Raw genomic sequence first — 18,710 nt, 5'->3', positions numbered from 1 at the left:
CACGTTTTCATCAACCAGCCAATTTGGCCTTGATTTCTTCAGAAACGTTATTGGGCACTTCAGCGTACTTATCAAACACCATGCTGTACTGGGCACGCCCTTGGGACATCCCGCGCAGAGTATTTACATACCCAAACATATTCGCCAAGGGAACAGATGCATCAATAACACGGGCATTGCCACGCTGATCCATACCACTAATCTGACCACGACGAGAGTTGAGATCCCCAATTATATCGCCAAGATACTCGTCAGGGGTGACAACCTCAACCTTCATCACGGGCTCAAGCAAACGAGGCCCCGCATTTGGCATAGCTTCACGGAAAGCAGCACGAGCCGCAATCTCGAAGGCAAGCACACTGGAGTCAACGTCATGGAACCCGCCGTCAGTCAACGTAACCTTGAAGTCCGTAACAGGGAAACCGACAATTGTCCCCGTATCCATAGCGGAACGCAGGCCTTTTTCCACACCAGGGATATATTCTCTTGGAACAGCACCACCAACAATGGCGCTTTCAAAAACAAACCCTGAACCAGGCTCCAACGGCTCAAACCTCAACTGGATCTTGGCAAATTGCCCTGTCCCACCAGATTGTTTTTTGTGTGTATAGTCGCAAACGTACGCCTTTGAGATTGTTTCGCGATACGCAACCTGTGGCGCACCCACGTTTGCATCAACCTTGAACTCGCGACGCATACGATCGACTATAATCTCGAGATGAAGTTCGCCCATCCCCTTGATCACGGTCTGACCTGATTCTTGGTCACTGGATACACGGAAAGAAGGGTCTTCGGCAGCCAAGCGCGCCAAAGCCATCCCCATTTTCTCCATATCCGCCTTGGTCTTGGGCTCAACAGCAACCTCGATAACCGGCTCGGGGAACTCCATGCGCTCCAGAATTACCGGCTTAACTGGGTCGCAAAGCGTATCGCCGGTCGTTGTATCTTTCAACCCAACAACAGCGACGATATCCCCGGCAGAGGCGACTTTTATTTCTTCACGGTTATTTGCATGCATCAAAAGCATGCGACCGATACGCTCACGCTTTTCCTTGACCGTATTCATAACATACGACCCAGACTCAAGGATACCGGAGTAAATGCGAACAAATGTCAGCGAACCAACAAACGGATCATTCATAATCTTGAATGCAAGAGCAGAGAAGGGCTCAGCATCAGAGGACTGACGCGTAACCTCCGTTTCCCCATCAACCAGAACTCCCTTGATAGCCGGTACATCAACAGGGGCAGGAAGGAAATCAATGACAGCATCCAGCATAGTCTGGACACCTTTGTTCTTGAAAGCAGAGCCGCACAGAACAGGGACAAAGCGACGATCGATCGTCCCTTTGCGAATACAGGCTTTCAGCGTAGCTTCATCAGGCTCTTTGCCCTCCAGATACGCCTCCATCACAGCATCATCAACCTCAACTGCTGTCTCCAGCAGCTTTTCACGGTATTCCGCAGCCTTGTCCTTGAGTTCACCCGGTATATCAACGTATTCATACGCCGCACCAAGGTCGTCACCTTTCCAGACAACAGCCTGCATCTTGACGAGATCAACAATGCCAGCGAAATCTGACTCCGCACCAATCGGAAGATTGACAACCAAAGGCACAGCCCCCAGCCGGTCAACAATCATGTCGACACAACGATAGAAGTTCGCGCCCATACGGTCCATTTTATTGACAAAGCACATGCGCGGAACGCCGTACTTGTCAGCCTGACGCCAGACAGTTTCTGACTGCGGCTCGACACCGGCCACAGAGTCAAAAACGGTCACCGCGCCGTCCAGAACGCGCAGCGAACGCTCAACTTCAATCGTGAAATCAACGTGGCCTGGCGTATCAATAATATTGATACGATGGTCTTTCCAGAAGCAGGTGGTAGCAGCAGAGGTAATCGTAATACCACGCTCCTGCTCTTGCTCCATCCAGTCCATGGTCGCAGCACCCTCATGGACTTCGCCAATCTTGTGCGACTTTCCTGTGTAATACAGGATACGTTCAGTTGTCGTCGTTTTACCGGCATCAATGTGCGCCATGATGCCAATATTACGATATCTCTCAAGCGGAGTTTCGCGCTTCATAATGAGACCTTGCACCCTCTATTCACGTTACCAGCGGTAATGAGAGAAGGCCTTGTTGGCCTCTGCCATACGATGGGTATCCTCACGCTTCTTGACAGCGCCACCACGATTGTTGGCAGCATCCAGAAGCTCGCCGGAAAGACGATCAATCATCGTGGACTCAGAACGCTTGCGCGCAAAGTCTGCCAACCAACGGAAGGCCAGCGCCTGACGACGCTCAGGACGCACCTCCACAGGAACCTGGTAGGTCGCACCGCCAACACGGCGGGAACGCACCTCAACTGAAGGCTTTATATTATCAACCGCACCATGGAACAGCTGCACAGGATCAGAGCCTGACTTGGCACCAATCTTATCCAGAGCACCGTAGACAATCTTCTCAGCAACGGCCTTCTTGCCATCCAGCATGATGGAGTTGATGAACTTGGCGATTACAAGATCACCAAATTTCGCATCGGGCAGAATTTCGCGCTTTTCAGCTCTATGACGACGAGACATGGGTTATATTTCCCTGGAACCTGAGGACTTACTTCGGACGCTTCGCGCCATACTTCGAGCGACGCTGCTTGCGATCCTTCACGCCCTGGGTATCCAGGGTACCGCGGATGATATGGTAACGCACACCCGGCAAGTCAGGCACACGCCCACCGCGAGCCAGAACGACAGAGTGCTCCTGAAGATTATGACCCTCACCAGGAATATAGGCCGTCACCTCAAAACCATTGGTCAGACGAAGACGCGCCACCTTACGAAGCGCCGAGTTCGGCTTCTTTGGGGTCGTCGTATAAACACGGGTACAAACGCCACGCTTCTGTGGGCAACCCTGCATCGCCGGGGCCTTGTTCCGTTTTACAGCCGGCTGGCGGCCTTGACGGACCAGCTGATTGATTGTCGGCATTGCCGTTCCTTCTTTACTTACGCTTGCGCGTTGCCTTTTTCGACACCTTGAATGGCGCCACTATTCCGCACGGCCGACGTCAAAAGACGCCTGCTCACACACCCCCGACCCAAAGCTGCTCCACGATAAGTTCCATAGAACAGACGAGCACAAAACACCCTACAGAGACCCGAAGGCGATTCGGCTCTTATGCACGAAAGAGGCTGGCTTCAGAAAAACCGCCACATAATCATGGCACACGATAAAACCGGGCAATCGAGGCGCGCATACTATGATCAGCCCCTGCCAGCGTCAAGAAAAAGCTTTTGAACAGGATTTCTGACGAGCACTGGCACGAAAAAGGCCCGGGTCACAAAAATAATCATGACCCGGGCCATCTTGGCAAAACATGTTAAATCAACGGCAAAATACCAAATCCTGCACAAAATTACTCAGCAGGAGGAACGACTCCAGCCGCTGATAATGACGAGATAACAGGTACCGACTCGGCTGCGGCCTCTTGGACAGCCGCAAGCTCGCGATCGCGACGTGCCGCAACCTGACGGTACTTGTTCATCGCAGCACCCGTTCCGGCTGGAATCAGGCGACCGACGATCACATTTTCCTTCAGGCCTACCAGAGCATCCACCTTTCCAGAAGTAGATGCTTCGGTCAGAACCCGGGTCGTCTCCTGGAACGAAGCCGCAGAAACGAAAGAGTGGGTCTGCAAAGATGCCTTGGTGATACCCTGAAGAACAGGAACACCCACAGCCTCACGGCCACCTTCACGAATGGTCTTCTCGTTTTCGTTCTGGAAGTCGATACGATCGACCTGCTCACCAACTAGGAAGGTGGTGTCGCCAGCCTCGGAGATTTCAACCTTCTGGAGCATCTGACGAACAATGACCTCAATGTGCTTGTCATTGATCTTGACGCCCTGAAGACGATAAACGTCCTGGATCTCCTTGATCAAATAGTCAGCCAAAGCCTCAACTCCCATGACCCGCAAGATATCATGCGGGACGGGGTTTCCATCCATCAACGGATCGCCTCTCTTGACATAATCACCTTCCTGGACGGCCAGGTGCTTACCCTTGGGAACCAAGTATTCCATCGGCTCGCCCGGACCATCTTCTGTGATGGGAACGACCAGAACACGACGCTTGTTCTTGTAGTCCTTACCGAACTCAACCCGACCATCGATCTCGGCGATAATCGCGTGATCTTTCGGCTTCCGTGCTTCAAACAACTCCGCAACCCGGGGCAGACCACCGGTGATGTCGCGTGTTTTGGAGCTTTCGCGCGGAATACGAGCCAAAACGTCACCCGCACTGACACGCTGCCCCGGCTCGACAGAAAGGATCGAGTCGACAGACATGTAATAACGTGCTTCAACCCCGCTCGGCAGCATGATCAGCTCACCGGCCTCATCACGCAGAGTAATTCTGGGGCGCAGATCCGCACCACGCGGCTGCGATTTCCAGTCCACGACCACACGCGAGGAAATACCGGTCGCTTCGTCCATCTGCTCACGCATGGACACGCCTTCGACGAGATCCATGAAGTGAACCGTACCTTCTTTTTCAGTAATGATGGGCAGCGTATACGGATCCCACTCGGCCATCTTGGTCGCACGGGTTACATTCTGACCATCCGTTACATACAGCTTTGCGCCGTATGGAACCCGATGACGGGCGCGCTCACGACCCGAAGCATCCAGCAGGACAACTTCGCAGTTGCGCGACAAGACGATATTGATGCCTTCGGAATTGCGGACAATACCAAGATTTTCCAGCTTCACGCGGGAGTCGAACGATGCCTCGATACTGGACTGCTCCGCACCACGCTGGGCCGCACCACCGATGTGGAACGTACGCATGGTCAACTGCGTGCCCGGCTCACCAATGGACTGCGCGGCAATCACACCAACAGCCTCACCGATATTTACCGGCGTTCCACGTGCCAAGTCGCGACCGTAGCACTTCGCACAGGTTCCTGTCTGCGTTTCGCATGTCAGAACTGACCGAATAAGCAAGGATTCAATCCCGGCTGCCTCAATCCGCTCTACATCGGCTTCGGTAATAATCTCACCTTTGGGGAAAACGACTTCACCCGTGGAAGGGTTCAGCGCATCTTCCGCAGCCGTCCGACCCAGAATACGTTCAGCAAGGGAAACAACCAGCTCACCACCGTCCATCACCGGAACAGCGGTTAAGCCGCGCTCTGTTCCGCAGTCTTCTTCGGTGATGATGGCATCCTGGGCCACATCGACCAGACGGCGGGTCAGATATCCGGAATTTGCTGTTTTCAGAGCGGTATCCGCCAGCCCCTTACGGGCACCGTGAGTAGAGTTGAAGTACTCAAGAACCGTCAAACCTTCCTTGAAGTTCGACAGAATAGGCGTCTCGATGATAGAACCGTCCGGCTTGGCCATAAGGCCACGCATCCCGGCCAGCTGCTTCATCTGGGCAGCTGATCCACGCGCACCGGAGTGTGCCATCATGTAAACTGAGTTGATCGGCTTGCCCGGCTCGATGCGCGAGATTTCCTTCATCATCTCGTCGGCAACACGATCCGTACACTGCGACCAAGCATCAACAACCTTGTTGTACTTTTCGCCCTGGGTAATCAGGCCTTCCTGGTACTGCTGCTCGAACTCCTTGACCTGGGTCTCGGTCTCCAGCACCAGCTTTTCCTTGGTGGCTGGGATGACCATGTCGTCCTTGCCGAAGGAAATACCGGCCTTTGCAGCCTGACGGAAGCCCAGAGCCATGATGCGATCACAGAAAATCACGGTCTCTTTCTGACCGCAGTGACGGTAAACCGTATCAATAACGTCCTGGATATCCTTCTTGCGCAGCAAGCGGTTGATCAGTTCGAAAGGCACCTTGGCGTGGTGCGGCAATACACTGGCCAAGATCATCCGGCCCGGGGTTGTAACCACCGTACGCACAACAGGCTGACCTTCTGCATCCACGGTTTTCAACCGGGCCTTCACCCGGGCATGCAGAGAAACAGTGCCGGCATTCAAGGCATGCTCGATTTCAGCCAGATCGCCGAACGTAGTCCAGCGCTCATGCTCAACGCCACCAACCATGACCTTGGCGACACCGCCCTTCTCGCCTTCGCGTTCGAGACTCATGTAGTACAGCCCAAGAACCATGTCCTGGGTTGGCACAATAATGGGCTTTCCGTTCGCCGGGCTAAGGATGTTGTTGGTTGACATCATCAACACACGGGCTTCCAGCTGTGCCTCAAGGGACAGCGGAACGTGTACGGCCATCTGGTCACCGTCAAAGTCGGCGTTGAATGCCGTACACACCAACGGATGCAGGTTAATCGCCTTACCTTCAACCAGAACCGGCTCAAACGCCTGGATCCCCAGGCGGTGCAATGTCGGAGCACGGTTGAGCATCACGGGATGCTCGCGGATGACCTCTTCCAGAATATCCCAAACCTCGGGACGCTCCTTCTCGACCATACGCTTGGCCGCCTTGATGGTCGTGGCCAAACCGTACAGTTCAAGCTTGGAGTAAATAAAGGGCTTGAAGAGTTCCAGCGCCATCTTCTTCGGCAAACCGCACTGGTGCAGCTTCAACTCCGGACCAACCACGATGACCGAACGACCGGAATAATCGACGCGCTTGCCAAGCAGGTTCTGACGGAAGCGACCCTGCTTGCCCTTGAGCATGTCAGCCAAAGACTTCAGCGGACGCTTGTTGGCCCCGGTAATCGCACGACCACGACGACCGTTGTCGAACAGGGCATCTACAGATTCCTGCAGCATACGCTTTTCGTTGCGGATAATGATTTCCGGACAACGCAATTCGATCAAACGCTTGAGGCGGTTGTTACGGTTGATCACACGCCGGTACAGATCATTGAGGTCCGACGTGGCGAAACGACCACCGTCAAGAGGCACCAGCGGGCGCAATTCAGGCGGGATAACTGGAATAACTTCCAGAATCATCCACTCCGGACGACAGCTGGATTCCAGGAAAGCCTCAACAAGCTTCAAGCGCTTGACCAACTTCTTGCGCTTGGCTTCCGAAGACGTCTCACGCATCTCAGTGCGAATCTGAACCTTGAGCTCCTCAAGATCCAAGGCCATCAGCATATCGCGAATCGCCTCGGCACCAATTCCGGCCGTAAAGCTGTCCTCGCCATATTCTTCCTGGGCACGCTGGTACTGCTCTTCTGTCAGCAGCTCATACTGCTTCAGAGGGGTCAGCCCAGGTTCGATAACCAAGTAGTTTTCAAAATACAGAAGGCGTTCCAGATCCTTCAGCGTCATGTCCAGCAACAAACCGATGCGGCTGGGCAACGACTTCAGAAACCAGATATGAGCCACGGGAGCAGCAAGCTCGATATGGCCCATACGCTCGCGGCGGACTTTGGAAAGGGTGACTTCAACACCGCACTTTTCGCAGATAATGCCGCGGAACTTCATGCGCTTGTACTTGCCGCACAAGCACTCATAGTCCTTCACCGGCCCAAAGGTGCGGGCGCAGAAAAGCCCGTCACGCTCTGGCTTGAAGGTACGATAGTTTATCGTTTCCGGCTTTTTGATCTCGCCAAAAGACCAGGAACGGATCTTCTCAGGGCTGGCGATGGAAATCTTGATCTGGTCAAACGACTGGCTGCCGCTGGCCTGACCGAAGATCTTCATGAGGTCATTCATGCCTGCTCTCCTGTCGCGGGAAGGGATGAAACCGCTCTTTGGTTTTCATCCCGCTGTCCGCGCTCTTCCTTTAAAAATGGTTACGTCAGGGGCTGTTCGATATGGACAGGGATTGCCTAGCTGTCGCTCTGCAAAAGCTCCACATCCAGACCCAACGACCGCATCTCTTTCACCAGAACGTTGAACGATTCAGGGATACCTGCCTCGAACGTATCGTCACCGCGCACGATCGCCTCATAGACCTTCGTACGACCGGAAACATCGTCCGACTTGACCGTCAACATTTCCTGCAGGGTATAGGCTGCCCCATACGCCTCCAAGGCCCACACTTCCATTTCCCCGAAGCGCTGTCCACCAAACTGGGCCTTACCGCCCAGAGGCTGCTGGGTCACAAGCGAATAGGGGCCGATGGAACGGGCGTGTATCTTGTCATCAACCAAGTGGTGAAGCTTGAGCATGTAGATATAGCCCACAGTAACTTCCCGGTCGAACGGTTCACCCGTCCGGCCATCATACAGCATCACTTGACCAGATGTCTGCAGGCCGGCCATGGCCAGATGCTCAGCGATGTCGCTTTCACGCGCACCATCGAACACAGGCGTGGCAATGGGGATGCCATTTCTCAGGTTGGAAGCCAGCTCACGCACTTCCTCGTCACCCAGATCGGCCACCTCGGCTTTGTAGGCTTCTGGCCCATAGACAGCTTTCAGCTTGTCACGCAGATCATCCATGGTCCGGTTGTTATACCGCACGGCATCCAGATACTCACCAACCTGCTTGCCAAGACCACGGCAGGCCCAGCCCAGATGGGTCTCCAGAATCTGTCCGACGTTCATACGGGAAGGCACGCCCAACGGATTGAGCACGATATCCACCTGCGTTCCATCAGCAAGGTAGGGCATGTCCTCAATCGGAACAATGCGGGAGATAACACCCTTGTTCCCATGGCGTCCGGCCATCTTGTCTCCGGGCTGCAACTTGCGCTTCACAGCCACGAAAACCTTGACCATCTTCAAAACGCCCGGAGGCAGCTCGTCACCACGCTGCAGCTTCTCCACCTTGCTTTCAAAGCGAGCCTGAAGCTGGGCAATAGCCTCCTCGTGGGTCTTCTTCATCCCCTCGATCTCGGCCATGACATCATCCGCTTCAAGAGCAAACTGACGCCACTGCCCCGGAGTATATTCCTTCAGCACTTCATCTGACAGCACGGCTCCAACACGGAAACCACGTGGGCCGGCCACAGCCTTCTGCCCCAGCAGCTTCTCCTTCAGGCGATTGCTGAAAGAACCGTCCAGGATAGCCCGTTCGTCATCACGATCCTTGGCCAAGGCCTCGATCTCGGCACGCTCAATCGCCAAGGTACGCTCGTCTTTTTCCACACCGCGGCGGTTGAAAACACGCACTTCGACCACAGTACCCTGAACACCCGGCGGCAAGCGCAGCGATGTATCACGGACATCAGAAGCCTTCTCACCGAAAATGGCACGCAGAAGCTTTTCTTCCGGTGTCACGGGGCTTTCGCCCTTTGGCGTTACCTTGCCGACCAGAATATCCCCGGCCTTGACCTCAGCACCGATGTAAACAATGCCGGCTTCATCAAGATTGCGCAGGGCATCCTCACCAACATTGGGAATGTCGCGGCTGATTTCTTCCTGACCCAGCTTGGTATCACGTGCCATGACTTCAAATTCTTCGATATGAATCGAGGTGAACACGTCATCGCGCACGATCCGTTCAGAAATCAGGATCGAATCTTCATAGTTGAAGCCATTCCATGGCATGAAGGCGACCAGCACGTTACGTCCAAGAGCCAGTTCACCCAAGTCCGTCGATGGACCATCGGCAATAATATCACCCTTGCGGACGATATCACCCACCTTGACCAAAGGACGCTGGGTAATACAAGTGCTCTGGTTTGAACGCTGGAACTTGGCCAAACGATAGATATCCACACCAGAACGCGCCGCATCTACATCTTCGGTTGCCCGAATCACGATACGCGTTGCGTCAACCTGCTGGACAATACCGGTCCGGCCAGCTGAAATGGCCGCCCCGGAATCACGGGCCACGACACCTTCCATACCAGTACCGACAAAAGGTGCTTCGGCACGGATCAGAGGCACAGCCTGGCGCTGCATGTTCGATCCCATGAGGGCGCGGTTGGCATCGTCATTTTCCAGGAACGGAATCAGGGCTGCAGCCACAGAGACCAGCTGCTTGGGCGACACGTCGGCATAGTCAATGTCCGAAGGCGGCACCATAACGTAGTCACTAGCCGCCCGACAGGACACCAGATCGCCGACAAAACGACCCTCTGCATCCAGTTCGGCATTAGCCTGGGCCACTGTGTAGCGACCCTCTTCCATTGCGGACATGTAGATGACTTCATCGGTCACACGCCCGTCGACAACCTTGCGATAAGGAGCCTCGATAAACCCGTACTGATTGACACGAGCATACGTTGCCAAGCTGTTGATCAGACCAATGTTCGGCCCTTCCGGCGTTTCAATCGGGCAGATACGACCGTAGTGGGTCGGGTGAACGTCTCGAACCTCGAACCCGGCACGCTCACGCGTCAGACCACCTGGACCCAAGGCCGACAAACGCCGCTTGTGCGTCACTTCCGACAGTGGGTTGGTCTGGTCCATGAACTGCGAAAGCTGGGAAGACCCAAAGAACTCGCGCACAGCAGCAGCAGCAGGCTTGGCATTGACAAGATCATGAGGCATGACCGTATCAATATCCACGCTGGACATACGCTCGCGGATTGCGCGCTCCATACGCAGCAAGCCAACACGGTACTGGTTTTCCATCAATTCGCCGACAGAGCGAACACGACGGTTACCCAAGTGATCGATATCATCGATCTCCCCACGCCCGTCCTTCAACTCTACCAGAACCTTGATAATACGCAGGATGTCATCCCGACGGAGAACACGAACCGTATCCGGCGCCTCATCCATCGACAGACTCAAGCGGGAGTTCATCTTCACGCGACCAACGGCCGAAAGGTCGTAACGCTCCGGATCGAAGAACAAGCCACGGAACAGCAGTTCAGCTGCCTCAAGTGTTGGCGGCTCACCCGGGCGCATAACACGGTAAATATCGATTAGCGCTTCTTCACGGCAGGCATTCTTGTCCGCGAACAACGTATTACGGATATACGGCCCAACCTGAACATGATCAATATGCAGGGTTGGCAACTCGTCAATACCGTTCCTGTCAAGCTCCGCCAAGCTTGACTCGGTAATTTCCTGACCCGCTTCAAGGAACACTTCCCCTGTCGCCGGATTAATGATGTCTTCGGCAACATAGCGCCCGACGAGGTCCTCGACAGGGACACGCATCTCCGAAAGTCCATCATCGATCAGCTTCTTGCCAAGACGTGGGCTAACCTTGGTACCGGCTTCCGCTTTCAGCTCACCCGTAGCAGCATCAATCAAATCATAGGGAAGCTTCACGCCCTTCAGACGTTCGGGAACAAAAGCCGTCTTCCACCCACGAGCATCGGCCGTATAGACGATACGGTCGTAGAAATAGTTCAGAATATCTTCGGCACACAGCCCGGTCAGCTCAGCAGGATCCAGTGGCTGGCGGGCACGGGCGCGCTCCACACGCAAAGCCTCTGCAGCCTTGGAATCAAGCGCATACAACAGGGTGCTGACCGGCAGCTTGCGGCGACGGTCGATACGGACATAGACCATGTCCTTTGCATCAAACTCAAAATCCAGCCACGAGCCACGGTAGGGAATCACGCGCGCGGCAAAGAGGTATTTGCCCGACGAATGGGTCTTGCCCTTGTCATGATCAAAAAACACACCAGGAGAACGGTGCATCTGGGAAACGATAACACGCTCGGTACCATTCACAATAAAGGTACCATTACGGGTCATCAGGGGCATATCCCCCATGTACACATCCTGCTCCTTGATATCGCGAACAGAACGGGCACCCGTATCTTCATCAATGTCCCAGACGACCAAACGAAGCGTTACCTTCAGCGGAGCCGCAAAGGTCATTCCACGCTGCTGGCACTCGTCAACGTCATACTTGGGATCTTCCAGCTCATAACGGACAAACTCAAGCTCGCCCTTCCCGGCAAAATCCTTGATCGGAAAAACTGACTTGAACACTTCCTGCAAACCCGAAGGGGTTCTTTTATCCGCAGGGATTCCTGTCTGAAGGAACTGATCGTAGGAGTTTTTCTGAACCTCAATCAGGTTCGGCATGGGGGCCACCGTGCGGATGCGCCCAAAACTCTTACGTACCCGTTTCCGACCTGTAAAGGACCTAGCCATTGTCGCTCCTTAGTCTGTGACATGCCCGCGTGGATCTTTGAAGATCTTGCAGACTGAACGCGGCCCACTCCTGAAATCTACAGAAGAAGGCCGTGGCAGAAGGCGCCAGAGCATGCACCAAACCGCCATTCCCAAATACAAGGTGGCTCAGTCCTACTGCCCGCATGTGCCCTGTCATACGGCGTCCGGACTGACCTCCGCAAAACCTAGAACAGCCAGATTCTGGGGAGGAACCCTGAACTATTAAAATACGCTGCCACGCAGCAAGCTCCGCTTTTCTAACACCACACGCCTCATCCTGCAATTCAGGATATAAGAACGACAGCGTGCCGGGGGTCGCATTTGTGACCCCCGGCAAAACTGGGACAGCAGAACGGAAATTACTTCAGCTCAGCCTTAGCGCCAACTTTCTCCAACTGCTCCTTGATCTTTTGAGCCTCTTCCTTGGAAACAGCTGCCTTCACAACTTTCGGCGCGCTTTCAACGATCTCCTTCGCTTGTTTCAGATCCAATTTGGGATCTATAACGCGAACTTCCTTGATTACGGCAATCTTTACGCTCTGATCGACGGAAGCGAGAACAACATCAAATTCTGTCTTTTCTTCAGCGGCCGGGGCAGCAGCGCCAGGGGCAGCAGCTGCGACAGCCACCGGAGCGGCAGCGGAAACGCCCCACTTCTCTTCCAGCATCTTGCACAACTCAGCGGCTTCAAGAACAGTCAGAGAGGACAGTTCAGCAACAAGCTTATTGGCAACATCAGCCATTTTCTTACTCCGTATGTCAGCCGGACTAAACAGACATCAGACAGCCCGGCAAATGGTTTTCTTTCCCCGCTTACCACGGGAAAAATAACGACTCAGGCGACTTCGCCCTTGGTTGCATAGGCATTGAGAACGCGAGCCACGATGGCGCCGGGCTGAGACAGCACGGTCGCCACACGCGTGGCCGGAGTTTGCAGCATGCCAACCAGCTTGGCACGAAGTTCATCGAGGCTGGGCAAGGATGCCAAGGCCTTGACGCCATCGACGTTCAGGGCATTTCCATCCATGACACCGCCAAGAATAATCAACTTTGGATTCGTCTTGGCAAACTCGACCATGGCCTTCGCAGCAGCTACCGGGTCAGCCGACACGGCCATGCCGGTCGGTCCGGTAAGAAGGCTGGAAAGGCCATCAAACTTCGTACCCTCAAGAGCAATACGCGTGAGCCGATTCTTGGTTACACGGAAACTGGCGCCTACTGCGCGCATCTGTTTACGAAGAGATTCCAGATCCGCCACGGTCAGCCCGGAATAATGGGCAACCACAACGGTGGATACTTCTCCGAACAGACCGTGGAGTTCGGACACCAACTCCTGTTTCTGTTCACGGTTCACGGTGCGTCTCCGCTTCTTCACCCTGACCCGGCAAACATACCGGACAGGATTGGTTGCGACGTCCTCCAATACAAAAAGTACGGAGGGTATCATCTGCCCCGGAAGCTGAAACTCGACAACGGAACTCTGACACACAGGCATCAGGAAAACCGACTGACAAACTCTTCAACTCCCGTCTGTACAGGCGGGGCGCTCCCCTCTTAGAACCTTGCCCACGCAAGGTACCCGTAGTCTTGGACAGGTCATAAACCCCGGATCAACCAGAGCTTCCGCCAAGGCGGCATAAAAACCGCCCTGACAGACAACAGCATTACCCCGCAATGGAAGGAATGCTGACCTTAACACCCGGCCCCATGGTGGAGCTGAGCGAAACTTTCTGCATATAGGACCCCTTCGCCCCAGACGGCTTCGCCTTCTGAAGAGCATCAACAAAGGCCCGGACATTCTCTACCAGCTTACCCTCATCAAAGGAAGCCTTACCAATACCTGCGTGAACAATACCGGCTTTTTCGACACGGAACTGAACCTGACCTGCCTTGGCTGCCTTGACAGCAGAGACGACATCAACCGTCACGGTACCCAGCTTTGGGTTGGGCATCAGACCACGAGGACCAAGGATTTTTGCAACACGCCCAACCAGACCCATCATGTCAGGTGATGCAATGCAGCGATCAAAGTCGATCTTGCCCTGCTGGATTGTTTCCAGAAGCTCTTCGGCACCGACAATATCAGCCCCGGCAGCCTTTGCTTCATCAGCCTTGCCGGCCTTTGCAAACACAGCAACCCGAACAGCCTTGCCTGTTCCGTGCGGCAACTCTACGACACCACGAACCATCTGGTCAGCGTGCCGGGGATCAACACCCAGATTAACCGCAACCTCGATCGTCTCGTCGAACTTGGCCCGGGAGCCTTCCTTCACAAGACCAACTGCCTCAACCAATGTGTACAGCTTCTCGCGATTAACGCTTTCATAAGCTGCGGACAGACGCTTGCCAAGCTTTGCCATCGTCCCTTACTCCTCAACCACCAGACCCATGGAACGGGCAGAACCCCTGATCATCTCAGCGGCCGATTCAACTGTATCGCAGTTAAGGTCAACCATCTTGACCTGAGCAATCTTGTGAATCTGCGCCGATGTGACCCGACCAACGCTGGCACCGCGACCCGGCGTTGTAGATCCCTTGGCGACACTAGCTTCCTTCTTCAAGAAGTAGCTGACAGGCGGCGTCTTGAGAACAAAAGAGAACGTACGATCACCATAGGCTGTGATGACAACCGGAATTGGCGTACCCGGCTCAATCCCTTGGGTTGCAGCGTTGAAGCCTTTACAGAACTCCATGATATTCAGGCCACGCTGACCAAGCGCCGGACCAATCGGCGGAGACGGATTAGCCTTGCCCGCCGGCACCTGCAGCTTGACATAACCAACTACTTTTTTTGCCATTTTTTACCTCATCACAAAGAAAGGCTGTGGTACAGCCCGGCACAGGCCTTCCACACAAAAACCACTGCTCAGCGCAAAGCATAGCCGCAGAAGCAGAAATACCCCCCTAGACCTTTTCGACTTGGGAGAACTCAAGATCCACGGGCGTTGCACGACCGAAGATAGACACAGAAACCTTCAGACGGGCGCGCTCTTCGTCAACTTCCTCAACCATTCCATTGAACGAGGCAAACGGGCCATCCGCAACACGAATTTGCTCACCCACCTCGAACGTAACAGAAGATTTTGGATGCTCAACACCTTCACGCACCTGATTGATAATGCGCTCAGCCTCTTGCTGAGTAATCGGAACAGGACGCCCGCGACCACCCAGAAACCCAGTGACCTTCGGCGTATCCTTCACCAAATGCCAACTCTCGTCCGTCATCTGCATCTTGAGAAGAACATAACCGGGGAAAAACTTGCGATCAGCATGAACCTTGGAGCCACGGCGGATTTCCACCACTTCCTCGGTCGGCACCATAATTTCCTCAAACTGCACATCCAGCCCCTTGCGAACAGCCTGCTCGCGAATGGACTGGGCAACCTTGTTCTCAAACCCGGAATAAACGTGCAGAACGTACCAACGCGCTTCCATAGATCAGCCTCCCAGGCCAAAAATCAGCTTCACGCCCCAAGCAAGAACCTGGTCCACCATCAAGAAAAAAAGCGCTGCGAGAACAACCATCACAAAGACCATGACGGTAGATACCGCGGCCTCCTTGCGGGTTGGCCACACAACACGCGCAACCTCTTGGCGGACCTGCCGCACAAACTGACCAAGATTGGTTTTTGCCATGGCTCTACTCAACACCCACCGGAAAACTGCACAACATCAAACACAGGAAACGACACAACAAGGAGGCTCCGGACCAACTTGTGCAGGAACCACACACAGACACCAACACGATACGACAGCGCCCGGCATTGGCCGGGCACGGTCTTTCAGAAATCCTTGGCAGGGGCGACAGGGATCGAACCTGCAACCCCCGGTTTTGGAGACCGGTGCTCTACCAGTTGAGCTACACCCCTTCAGGACGCCTAGACCGAACCAAAAAGCACAAGATGCGCATTACACTGCAAATTTTGCCTTGGCTTTTCTCCGAAATGACCGGAGCGGCAGGGTATAACCGGACACCCCGGAAAGATCAAGCCTTTTCCGGAAGATTTCATTCAAACCTTCCGGAACGACTTCGATTTTGGATTGTTACTTGTTAATTTTGGAGACGACGCCGGCGCCGACGGTTCTGCCGCCTTCACGGATGGCGAAGCGGAGACCTTCATCCATGGCAATGGGGGCAATCAGGCGAACGCTGATACGGATATTGTCTCCGGGCATGACCATCTCGGTACCTTCCGGCAGCTCGATTGTTCCGGTCACGTCGGTAGTACGGAAGTAGAACTGCGGACGGTAATTGGAGAAGAACGGCGTATGACGGCCGCCTTCATCCTTGGACAGGATATAGCATTCCGATTCAAAATCGGTATGCGGCGTAATCGAACCTGGCTTGGCCAGAACCTGGCCACGCACCACGTCGTCACGCTTTACGCCACGCAGCAGCGCACCGATGTTGTCACCGGCCTCACCCTGATCCAGAAGCTTGCGGAACATTTCCACACCGGTACAGGTGGTCTTGGTGGTATCTTTCAGGCCAATGATCTCGACTTCGTCGTTGACCTTCAGGATACCGCGCTCCACACGACCGGTTGCAACAGTACCACGACCCGAAATCGTGAACACGTCTTCGATCGGCATCAGGAACGGCAGATCTTTCGGACGATCCGGCTGCGGGATGTATTCATCAACAGCACGCATCAGCTCCAGAATTGCTTCCTTGCCGATCTTCGGGTCACTGTCTTCCAGAACGGCCAACGCGGAACCCTTGATGATAGGAATATCATCCCCGGGGAAGTCATACGAGGACAGAAGCTCGCGGATTTCCAGCTCAACCAGCTCCAGAAGCTCTGGATCGTCAACCTGGTCAACCTTGTTCAGGAACACAACCAGGGCCGGAACACCAACCTGGCGAGCCAGCAGAATGTGTTCGCGGGTCTGCGGCATCGGGCCATCCGCGGCAGAAACAACCAGAATGGCACCATCCATCTGCGCGGCACCGGTGATCATGTTCTTCACATAGTCAGCGTGACCCGGGCAGTCAACGTGTGCGTAATGGCGGTTTGTCGTTTCATACTCAACGTGGGCCGTCGAGATCGTAATACCGCGGGCGCGTTCTTCGGGAGCCTTGTCAATCTGGTCATACGCAGAAAACGTAGCACCACCTGTCTCGGCCAGAACCTTCGTGATCGCCGCCGTCAATGACGTCTTCCCATGGTCAACGTGGCCAATCGTGCCAACGTTGCAGTGCGGCTTCGTCCGCTCAAATTTTGCCTTGCTCATTTCAGCACATGCCTTCTGAATGCTACCTGTTAGGGGGTTGACGTGCGCCAAGGCCGCCCCCGGCACAACACCAGAGAATGTTCAGTGCATTGGAGCGGGTGATGGGAATCGAACCCACGTAGCCAGCTTGGAAGGCTGGAGCTTTACCATTAAGCTACACCCGCACACATGTACCCTATGATACAGGCAGCGTAAAAATCTGTATGACGCTGCTGTATGGTGGAGGGGGTAGGATTCGAACCTACGTAGACATCCGTCGGCAGATTTACAGTCTGCTGCCATTAACCACTCGGCCACCCCTCCATGGGTACCGCGATAACCCGCATCGGCGGGAGGCCCGGGTTTACTAGGACACAGCCCCCCTTGTCAACGGGAAAATAAGCCCTACTCTGCACGCCAACCTATTCCGGCACCCTTACTTTTCAGGAGTCCCCCATGTCCCGCAAGCCGCGTTCCCAAACCTCCGGACGACGCGACACCCCACGCTCCCGTGCAGCAGGCCACCAGCGCGAAGAGCGTACCCGGCATCCCGATGCGGGAACAGGCATCTGGCTGTACGGAAAGCACCCCGTGGAAGCGGCACTGCTCAACCCGGATCGCCCGTGTGTACAGCTGATGGCTACACGGGATGCACTGGACACACTGGACACAACCGCCAGGCAGACACTCCGCCAGATTCCCGCTACGATTATGGACCGGGAAGAACTGGATCTGCTTCTGCCACCTGGCAGCGTGCACCAGGGCCTTGCCCTGCAGGTCAGAGCCTTGCCCGCCATAGGCCCCGAAGATGTTGTTGCCAGAGCCCACAACATGGATTCAGCAACCGTGCTGATCTTGGATCAGGTGACAGACCCACACAATGTCGGAGCGATCATCCGGTCAGCCGCCGCTTTCGGAGCATTGGCCGTTATCATACAGGACCGGCATTCACCGGAAGAAACAGGAACACTGGCCAAATCCGCATCCGGCGCCTTGGAACGCATGCCCCTGATACGCGTTTCCAACCTGGTACGGGCAATGTCTGTTCTCAAGGACGGCGGTTTCTGGATTGCTGGATTGACCGCAGATGCCCCCTCCACCCTTCCAGAAGCACGGCTATCCGGAAAAGTAGCGCTGACACTTGGATCAGAGGGAAGCGGCCTGCGTCGGCTGACCCGCGAAAACTGCGACATTCTCACAGCCCTGCCGATGAGCGGGGCCGTCGAGAGTCTGAACGTTTCCAATGCTGCTGCCGTGGCCTTGTACGAGCTTTTCCGGACACAAACAGCAAGAACAGTATAAAAAACATACTGTCAGACACAAAAAAGGGGTTTCCCTCTGGCGAGCAGCAGTTTATTTAGTGCCGCAGCCAGATCATGCCCCTATAGCTCAGCTGGTAGAGCACCTGATTTGTAATCAGGGGGTCGCGGGTTCAAGTCCTGCTGGGGGCACCAGATATCACAAGATCCCCGGACATCGCCAAAAGTCCGGGGATCTTGTCTGTTCCAACCCCATCCGGTTTGGAGCAAG

13 protein-coding genes and 4 tRNA genes are annotated in these 18,710 nt (G+C 54.8%); 2 read left to right on the top strand and 15 right to left on the bottom strand.

Annotated features, from left to right (window positions below; all coding sequences use genetic code 11):
• Positions 1-10 precede the first annotated feature (10 nt).
• From fusA to HEQ72_RS08975, 15 genes are all read right to left on the bottom strand, one after another.
• Positions 11-2,089 (bottom strand): elongation factor G, encoded by a 2,079-nt coding sequence (fusA, locus tag HEQ72_RS09045; RefSeq protein ID WP_168019994.1) that lies wholly within the window; start codon positions 2,087-2,089, stop codon positions 11-13.
• Positions 2,090-2,116: 27 nt separating this feature from the next.
• Complete coding sequence (gene rpsG / locus HEQ72_RS09040; RefSeq protein WP_066132251.1) at positions 2,117-2,587, bottom strand: 30S ribosomal protein S7; 471 nt, start codon at positions 2,585-2,587, stop codon at positions 2,117-2,119.
• A gap of 28 nt (positions 2,588-2,615) precedes the next feature.
• Complete coding sequence (rpsL, locus tag HEQ72_RS09035; protein WP_066132254.1) at positions 2,616-2,987, bottom strand: 30S ribosomal protein S12; 372 nt, start codon at positions 2,985-2,987, stop codon at positions 2,616-2,618.
• 427 nt (positions 2,988-3,414) lie between these two features.
• Positions 3,415-7,647, bottom strand: coding sequence for a DNA-directed RNA polymerase subunit beta' (rpoC, locus tag HEQ72_RS09030; RefSeq protein ID WP_168023163.1), 4,233 nt, complete (start codon positions 7,645-7,647; stop codon positions 3,415-3,417).
• A 116-nt stretch (positions 7,648-7,763) separates the two neighbouring features.
• On the bottom strand, positions 7,764-11,945 hold the full coding sequence (rpoB, locus tag HEQ72_RS09025; protein WP_168023162.1) for a DNA-directed RNA polymerase subunit beta: 4,182 nt from the start codon (positions 11,943-11,945) through the stop codon (positions 7,764-7,766).
• 380 nt (positions 11,946-12,325) lie between these two features.
• Positions 12,326-12,709: a 50S ribosomal protein L7/L12 gene (gene rplL / locus HEQ72_RS09020; protein WP_168023161.1), complete on the bottom strand. Its 384-nt coding sequence runs from the start codon at positions 12,707-12,709 to the stop codon at positions 12,326-12,328.
• Positions 12,710-12,801: 92 nt separating this feature from the next.
• Complete coding sequence (gene rplJ, locus HEQ72_RS09015; protein WP_168023160.1) at positions 12,802-13,320, bottom strand: 50S ribosomal protein L10; 519 nt, start codon at positions 13,318-13,320, stop codon at positions 12,802-12,804.
• 310 nt (positions 13,321-13,630) lie between these two features.
• Positions 13,631-14,326 (bottom strand): 50S ribosomal protein L1, encoded by a 696-nt coding sequence (rplA, locus tag HEQ72_RS09010; RefSeq protein WP_168023159.1) that lies wholly within the window; start codon positions 14,324-14,326, stop codon positions 13,631-13,633.
• Positions 14,327-14,332: 6 nt separating this feature from the next.
• Positions 14,333-14,764: a 50S ribosomal protein L11 gene (rplK, locus tag HEQ72_RS09005; RefSeq protein WP_168023158.1), complete on the bottom strand. Its 432-nt coding sequence runs from the start codon at positions 14,762-14,764 to the stop codon at positions 14,333-14,335.
• Positions 14,765-14,870: 106 nt separating this feature from the next.
• Complete coding sequence (gene nusG, locus HEQ72_RS09000; RefSeq protein ID WP_168023157.1) at positions 14,871-15,401, bottom strand: transcription termination/antitermination protein NusG; 531 nt, start codon at positions 15,399-15,401, stop codon at positions 14,871-14,873.
• Between the two features lie 3 nt (positions 15,402-15,404).
• Entirely contained in the window at positions 15,405-15,602 is a 198-nt protein-coding gene (gene secE, locus HEQ72_RS08995; protein ID WP_168020008.1) for a preprotein translocase subunit SecE, read from the bottom strand.
• A 157-nt stretch (positions 15,603-15,759) separates the two neighbouring features.
• Positions 15,760-15,835 (bottom strand) — tRNA-Trp (locus tag HEQ72_RS08990).
• Between the two features lie 175 nt (positions 15,836-16,010).
• Positions 16,011-17,201 (bottom strand): elongation factor Tu, encoded by a 1,191-nt coding sequence (gene tuf, locus HEQ72_RS08985; protein ID WP_168019992.1) that lies wholly within the window; start codon positions 17,199-17,201, stop codon positions 16,011-16,013.
• A gap of 90 nt (positions 17,202-17,291) precedes the next feature.
• Positions 17,292-17,365, bottom strand: a tRNA-Gly gene (locus HEQ72_RS08980).
• A gap of 53 nt (positions 17,366-17,418) precedes the next feature.
• Positions 17,419-17,504 (bottom strand) — tRNA-Tyr (locus tag HEQ72_RS08975).
• Between the two features lie 132 nt (positions 17,505-17,636).
• Here HEQ72_RS08975 and rlmB point away from each other — a divergent pair.
• The gene (gene rlmB / locus HEQ72_RS08970; RefSeq protein ID WP_168023156.1) at positions 17,637-18,482 is read left to right on the top strand and encodes a 23S rRNA (guanosine(2251)-2'-O)-methyltransferase RlmB; all 846 of its coding nucleotides are present in this window, start codon (positions 17,637-17,639) and stop codon (positions 18,480-18,482) included.
• 76 nt (positions 18,483-18,558) lie between these two features.
• Positions 18,559-18,634: transfer RNA gene (locus tag HEQ72_RS08965), tRNA-Thr, on the top strand.
• The last annotated feature ends 76 nt before the right edge of the window (positions 18,635-18,710 follow it).

It is taken from the genome of Haematospirillum sp. 15-248 (genome assembly GCF_012102665.1).
Classification (GTDB): Bacteria; Pseudomonadota; Alphaproteobacteria; order Rhodospirillales; family Rhodospirillaceae; genus Haematospirillum.
This window is presented reverse-complemented; position numbering and strand designations above follow the sequence as displayed.